Consider the following 5,711-nt stretch of genomic DNA (forward strand, 5'->3'; position numbering starts at 1 on the left):
GTTCGTCATCGATTCGGGGCCGCGCAGCGGCGGGTACGGCTCGCAATGACGGCTAAATCTTCGTCATTGATTCGGGCCGCGGAACGGCCGGGCTCCTGAAGAACTTAACAATTCCCCCTTGTAGAACCACGGGGAACACGAGGCGCACGGAGAGAAAAAACCGAAAAACCTATTTTACCCCGTGTCCCCCGTGGTCAAATCTGATTCCCTACTCCTCGGCCATGGCTGCGAGCTGTTCGGTCTGGTGCTCGGAAATCAGGGGTTCGACGATCTGGTCCAGGTCGCCCTGCATGATGTCTTCGAGCTTATAGAGTGTCAGGTTGATGCGGTGGTCGGTGACCCGTCCCTGCGGGAAATTGTAGGTACGGATACGCTCGGAGCGGTCGCCGCTGCCTACCAGGCTCTTTCGGGTTGCGGCCTGCTCTGCCGCCTGCTTCTCCTGCTCGGCGGAAAACAGCTTGGTCCGCAGCAGGGCCATCGCCTTGGCGCGGTTCTTGTGCTGGGAACGTTCGTCCTGGCACTCGACCACGATGCCGGAAGGCAGGTGCGTCAGGCGGATGGCGGAATCGGTCTTGTTGACGTGCTGACCGCCGGCGCCGGAGGCGCGAAAGGTATCCACCTTGAGGTCGGCAGGATTGACATCCACCGCCTCGACCTCATCCACCTCGGGCATCACCACCACAGTGCAGGCAGAGGTGTGAATCCGCCCCTGGGATTCGGTCTCGGGCACACGCTGCACGCGGTGGGCGCCGGATTCGAATTTCAGCCGCGAATAGACGCCCTGCCCCACCACGCGAGCGATGACCTCCTTGTAGCCGCCGTGCTCACCTTCATTGGCGGAGATCACCTCCACCTGCCAACGCTGGCGCTCGGCGTAACGGCTGTACATGCGAAACAGGTCCCCGGCGAATAGCGCCGCCTCGTCACCACCGGTCCCGGCGCGGATCTCGATGTAGGTGTTCTTGGTGTCGTTGGGGTCCCGGGGCAGCAGCAGCTTCTGCAGTTCAACCTGCAGCTCTTCGCGCCGCTGCCGTGCCTCCCGGAGCTCCTCCTCACCCATGGCGCGCATTTCCGGATCGCTCCCGGAGACCAGTTCCTCGGCGGTTTCGATGTCGCCGAGTGTGCTGCGATAGGCGTCGAAAGTCTCCACCACGGGCCTTAGATGGGCGTATTCCTGCGAGAGACCGCGAAAACGGCCCTGGTCGGCAATGATACCGGGATCGGCGAGCAGGGCACTAAGCTCCTGCAGCCGCTCGGAGAGATTTTCGAGCTTGCTATGGATGGAGGCTTTCACAGATTGTCTTCAGGGATCTTGAGGTTGAACAGCTCGCGGGCGGTATCCAGCAGTTCCAGGCGCCCCTCGTAACCGGCCTGTTTCATCTGAACACAAGGTTCGTGGGTCAACTTGTTGGTCAATTGCCGGGCCAGTTCCGTGATGACCTCTTCCGTGTCGTGGCCAGCGCGCAGTTGCCGCATGGCATGCTCCACCACCTCATCGCGCATGGCCTCGCTGCGGTCGCGATAGCTGCGAATGGTCGCCACCGCCTGGAGCGAGCGCATCCAGCCCATGAAATGGGCCACCTGGGTTTCGATGATCTCCTCGGCCTGCTGGGCGGCTTCCTGGCGGGAGCGCAACCCCTCATCGATAATCTCCTGCAGGTCATCCACCGTGTAGAGATAGATGTCATCGAGCTCACCCACTTCCGACTCGATATCCCGCGGAACCGCGATATCGACCATCAGTACCGGCCGGTGCTTGCGCGCCTTCACCGCCGACTCCACCATGCCCTTGCCGAGGATCGGAAGCTGGCTTCCGGTGGAGGAGATGACGATATCGGCCTCCGCCAGATGGGCGGGAATTTCATTGAGTGCGATGGCATAGCCGCCGAATTCCGCGGCCAGCGCATGCGCCTTTTCCACGGTTCGATTGGCGACCACAATCTGCCGAATGCCGTTCTCGTGGAGATGCCGGGCCACCAGTTCGATGGTTTCACCGGCGCCGATCAGCAGAGCGGTGTGCTCGCTGAGATTCGAATAGATCTGCCGGGAAAGATTGACCGCCGCGAACGCCACCGAGACTGGGCTTGCGCCGATGGCCGTATCGGTACGTACCTGCTTGGCCACCAGAAAGGTGTGCTGAAACAGACGGTTCAGTTTTCGGCCAATGGTGCCGGCGTCGTGGGCCGTGCTGTAGGCGCTTTTCATCTGGCCCAGGATCTGCGGCTCACCCAGTACCAGTGAATCCAGGCCGCTGGCCACCCGCAGCATATGGCGAACCGCCATGCGGTCCGGATGGGCGTAGATGTAGGGGTCCACCTCTCTGGCGTCGAGGCCGTGAAACTTCCTGAACCAGGAGAGGACGGCTTCGGGATCCGAGTCATCCAGACCGCAGTAGAGCTCTGTCCGATTGCAGGTCGAGAGGATTGCCACCTCACTCACTCTGTTGTGAGCGGACAACTCCTGCAGCGCCTCCGGCAATTTTTCCGGACAGAAGGCTACCCGTTCCCGGATCTTCACGGGTGCCGTTTTGTGATTGATGCCAAAAGCCAGCAGCGTCATGGAACCCCAAACCCGGAAAGTGACTCGCGTATCGGCCAATTTTGCGCTAGTGCGCGTTTCCTAATCAAGGCCAGTTCTATACTTAGGACCCGGAAACCGATAATTGCCCCCATATTGCGCCGGATTCCGGTCCGGATTCAAGGCGCGGCAATGGCGCATAGCAGGGCCAATAGCTCTTCCGCAATACAGAAGCCGGGCTAGGCGACAAGCAAGATAGATTCAGGATAATGTGCGATTCTCATAGCCCTGCAGGCGCCGTTCGGTACTATTTTCGACATGCAAAACAAATTTCGAGCCGATCGACGGGAGTATCGAATCGTTTTCACGTGTCATAGTGGACAGCAGAAAGCCCGGGAGATTCCCGGCAGCGAGATTCGAAGCAATTATCTGCGTTATAGTTGACCGGTCGCAGCTAACGCGGTTCGGCGGAGATTAGAAGTAATGAAGAAGTACCTGATAGTAGCGATAGGCGGCCTGTTGGCCGGCTGCAGCACCCTTTCGCAAAACGCTCCCGAGTCGGAGGAGGCACCGCAACCCTCAGCTGCCGTGCAGCGGGAGTCGGCCCCCGAACCGAGTCCGGAACCACTTCCCGAGCCCGATGCAGAAACCCGGATCGCCCCCGAAATGCTGTATGAACTTCTGGTGGCCGAGTTTGCCGGACAGCGTGGCAATCTGACGCTATCGGCTCACAACTACCTGCAGACGGCCCGCAGCTCCCGCGACCCGCAGGTGGCCCGTCGAGCGGTTCACGTGGCGGTTTACGGCCGCGATTACGAACGCGCCCGGGAAGCAGCCGAGCTCTGGGTGGAACTGGAACCGAACAATATCGAGGCGCGACAGTCGCTGGCCGCCCTGCAAATAAAGGCCGGGCAGCTGGATGGAGCGGCGGAACACCTCGGGGTCGTTCTCGACTCCTTCGGTGATGACATTTCCAAGGGATTCTCCCTGCTTACCAGTCTGCTGAGCCGGGAGCAGAACGGCGAGCGTGCCCTGCAGGTCATGCGCCAAGTGATGCAGAAATACCCCGGGAATATGGACGCGCTTTACGCCTATGCCCAACTTGCCGGAAAAATCGGCGAGAACGGAGAGGCCTTTAAGGCGCTGGACCAGGTGTTGGCCGACAATCCGGAGCGGATCGAGGCGCTGATCCTGAAAGCCAACCTGCTGCATCGGGTGCGGCAGCCCGAGGAGGCGGTGAGGGTCATGCAGTCGGCTGTCGAACTGCAGCCGAAAAACAGCAATCTGCGCCTGAACTATGCCCGGCTCCTGGTGGATGCCCGGCAACTGGATGCGGCACGTCGGCAGTTCCGGAGCCTGGAATCGGAACTGCCTGAGGATCCGGACATCGCCTATGCCCTGGGGTTGCTTGCCATGCAGGCCGAAGACCTGGACGAGGCCGAGCGCTATTTCCGCAAGCTCCTGGAGGCCGAACAGCACAAAAGCCAGGCTGCCCTCGCGCTGGGGCAGATTGCCGAGTCGCAGGATGACCCGGAACAGGCGATCCAATGGTACAACTCCGTGTCCGGCGAAGGCTTTATGGACGCGCGTCTGCGGGTCGCCCTGCTGATTGCGAACCAGGATGGCCTCGAAGCAGCACGTGAGTACCTCAACGGACTTGAGCTCGGGGAGCCGGAGCAGCGTCTGCGGCGAGTGATGGCAGAGGGGACCTTGCTTAGCGATGCCGAACGCCACGAGGAGGCCATGGCGGTCTATAGCCGCGGGCTGGAGAGCTTCGATGGGAATACGGACCTGCTCTATGCCCGAGCGATGGCATCCGAGCGGGTGGGCCGCATCGATCTGCTGGAACAGGACCTCAAGGCCATTCTCACGGCGCAACCCGACAATGCCCAGGCCCTCAACGCGTTAGGCTACACCCTGGCCGACCGAACCGACCGCTATGAAGAGGCCAAAAGCTATATCGAGCGCGCCTACGAACAGACGCCGGGAGATCCGGCGGTGCTCGACTCCATGGGCTGGGTGCTTTACCGACTCGGAGAACACAAGCAGGCGCTGAAGTACCTGCAGCGTGCGCTAAGCCTGCAGCATGACGGCGAGATCGCCGCCCACCTGGGAGAAGTCCTCTGGGTGAGCGGGGAGCGGGACCAGGCGCGCGAGGTCTGGGACCAGGCACTGGAATACGCTCCGGAACATGAGCTGCTGCAGAGCGTCATCGAGCAATTTACCAGCCGATGATCCGCTTCCTCGGCATTCTCGCAGCCGCCTTGTTGACGGGCTGTGCCGCACTCGCCCCGCAGCCGCCGGTCGCTGACCCGGAACAGGCCTGGGCCACCCACCGTGACCGTCTGGAGGCGCTCGACAGCTGGCGCCTTAATGGACGCCTGGCGATTCAATCCGACGGGGAGGCGTGGCACGCCACCCTCACTTGGCGTCAGGATAACAGCCGTTACACCATGCGCATCACCGCGCCGCTGGGACAGGGCAGTCTGCGGCTGGAAGGGAGCCCGCGCTTTGTGCAACTGGAAACCAGCAAGGGTGAGCGGGCCGTTTCCGATGACCCGGACCAGTTGCTCTATCAGCAGTTGGGCTGGCGTGTTCCGGTGGCCTCCCTGCGCTACTGGGTGCTGGGGCTGCCGGCCCCCGGTACAGCGCAGCGCCAGCTGGACTCGCAGGGCCGGCTTGCTCAGCTGCAGCAGGATGGATGGTCGATTCGTTTCATGGATTACCGCCAGCAAGACGGCGCAGAGATGCCCACCCGCGTTTTTGCGAGTCGAGGCGATTCAGAGGTGCGGCTGGTGATCGGCGACTGGACACTTCCCCCGCCCGCCGGGGCCGGCTAGGAGCCTGGCCCCGTAGGGTGCATTCTTGCAACCGCTCGCTCCACAATTGGAAGGAAACGCCAGAGCAGGAACCGCCCCCGAAAACCGCCAGCTTCTCCAAATGCACCGTTTCGCCAAACCGGAGTCGCGGCGCATTTGTTTCCGGGCCTCACAACGGTATGGGGGATCCCGCAAAGGTGGCGGCTTTTGGCCACTTTTGCGGGTATATCGAGAATGCGCCCTACGTCGACGACCGGAGGCCCCAGGCCATGAATCACCCCCGGAGCAGCGAGATTCTCCAAATGCACCGTTTCGCCGAACCCGTAGGGTGCATTCTTGCAACCGCTCGCTCCACAATTGGAAGGAAACGCCAGA

At 61.8% G+C, this 5,711-nt stretch carries 4 protein-coding genes; 2 read left to right on the top strand and 2 right to left on the bottom strand.

The genetic code is table 11. From position 1 onward, the window contains the following. Positions 1 to 208: 208 nt before the first annotated feature. Together prfA and hemA are read right to left on the bottom strand one after the other, a co-directional pair. On the bottom strand, positions 209 to 1,294 hold the full coding sequence (gene prfA, locus Q7L05_RS16810; RefSeq protein ID WP_303909378.1) for a peptide chain release factor 1: 1,086 nt from the start codon (positions 1,292 to 1,294) through the stop codon (positions 209 to 211). Beyond that, positions 1,291 to 2,559 (bottom strand): glutamyl-tRNA reductase, encoded by a 1,269-nt coding sequence (gene hemA, locus Q7L05_RS16815; RefSeq protein WP_303909379.1) that lies wholly within the window; start codon positions 2,557 to 2,559, stop codon positions 1,291 to 1,293. Before hemA ends, prfA begins: the two co-directional genes overlap by 4 nt. A 441-nt stretch (positions 2,560 to 3,000) precedes the next feature. Here hemA and Q7L05_RS16820 point away from each other — a divergent pair, with 441 nt between their 5' ends. After that, entirely contained in the window at positions 3,001 to 4,752 is a 1,752-nt protein-coding gene (locus Q7L05_RS16820) for a tetratricopeptide repeat protein (RefSeq protein WP_303909381.1), read from the top strand. Next, positions 4,749 to 5,357 carry a lipoprotein insertase outer membrane protein LolB gene (gene lolB, locus Q7L05_RS16825; RefSeq protein WP_303909383.1) on the top strand — a complete coding sequence of 203 codons (609 nt, stop codon included), beginning with the start codon at positions 4,749 to 4,751 and terminating at the stop codon, positions 5,355 to 5,357. Before Q7L05_RS16820 ends, lolB begins: the two co-directional genes overlap by 4 nt. Positions 5,358 to 5,711: the final 354 nt, after the last annotated feature.

This window comes from Thiohalomonas denitrificans (assembly GCF_016841685.1).
Taxonomy (GTDB): Bacteria; Pseudomonadota; Gammaproteobacteria; order Thiohalomonadales; family Thiohalomonadaceae; genus Thiohalomonas; species Thiohalomonas denitrificans_A.

Excerpts from the sequence above, each read along its gene's own strand:
- hemA (WP_303909379.1), bottom strand. The coding sequence starts at position 2,559 with ATGACGCTGCTGGCTTTTGGCATCAATCACAAAACGGCACCCGTGAAG.
- lolB (WP_303909383.1), top strand. The coding sequence starts at position 4,749 with ATGATCCGCTTCCTCGGCATTCTCGCAGCCGCCTTGTTGACGGGCTGT.
- Q7L05_RS16820 (WP_303909381.1), top strand. The coding sequence starts at position 3,001 with ATGAAGAAGTACCTGATAGTAGCGATAGGCGGCCTGTTGGCCGGCTGC.